This is a genomic window from Bartonella sp. AP58NXGY, from assembly GCF_042195785.1.
Taxonomy (GTDB): Bacteria; Pseudomonadota; Alphaproteobacteria; order Rhizobiales; family Rhizobiaceae; genus Bartonella.
Map to the genome: position 1 here is coordinate 1 of NZ_JBHIOY010000216.1, position 755 is coordinate 755.

Here is a 755-nt window from a genome sequence, read left to right on the forward strand (position 1 = left end):
TTACCATAGGTTTTGTCTGTTTTTAACCCCCCCAAAACCCCTACAAAACGTATGTTATTGGTTGAATTTAGAGCTTGTGTTATCAATATAGGTTGTTTTTTTAAGATCTGTAAAATACTAACATATTGAAATATAATAACTTTTATTTTGTATTCAAAAAATAAAATAATAATGGGTAAAAAGCGCCCCACCAAAACCCCTAAAACACCCCAAAACTAATGATGGGGAGTGCTTTGAAGGTTTACTCTATGAATAAGGGGACATGGTTTAGCAAATTTATTCTTTATTATTGATGGGGATATTGAGGCTTACACATTGACTTTCTGGACAATTTTGGTTATAGGTCTGAGAGTATAAGTATGGGGGGAATATCTTCACACGATTACAATCAAGGTGTTTTGTCACTTGGTCTTTGGTGACAGAGGTATATGCTTTTATTAAAAGCGTCATAGGGTAGTGGCTGTTTTAATTTCTATTATCAACCAGGGTTGATGAAGCGATAGAACGCTTCATGAATGCTGCAAAGCGGGGCAATCTGTATTGTTATTTATCTTTTTACGTTGGAAGAGTTTTTTTAGGTTTTTTCTTGCCTTAGTATTGTTTGGCATGTTGAGTGGCGTAACCGTTTATGCGCGCTCCTCAGCTGTTTTTCATTCTCCAACAGATAATTTTTCTCGCGGATATTCAGAAAAGCAGCAATTAGAAAGAATTGAGAAATTACGGTCTTTAACGCCTAAAAGGATCAAGACGCCTTC

General features: G+C 35.6%; 1 protein-coding gene and 1 pseudogene. One reads left to right on the forward strand and one right to left on the reverse strand.

The window, feature by feature from the left end; translation table 11 throughout:
• Window positions 1-191, reverse strand: a 191-nt coding sequence (locus ACFINC_RS10535; RefSeq protein WP_375617181.1) for a hypothetical protein, incomplete at its 3' end; no start/stop codon positions are given.
• Between the two features lie 349 nt (window positions 192-540).
• On the opposite strand from ACFINC_RS10535, the pseudogene ACFINC_RS10540 reads away from it, so the two are divergent.
• A pseudogene (locus ACFINC_RS10540) lies at window positions 541-755 on the forward strand (ShlB/FhaC/HecB family hemolysin secretion/activation protein); the annotation flags it as partial.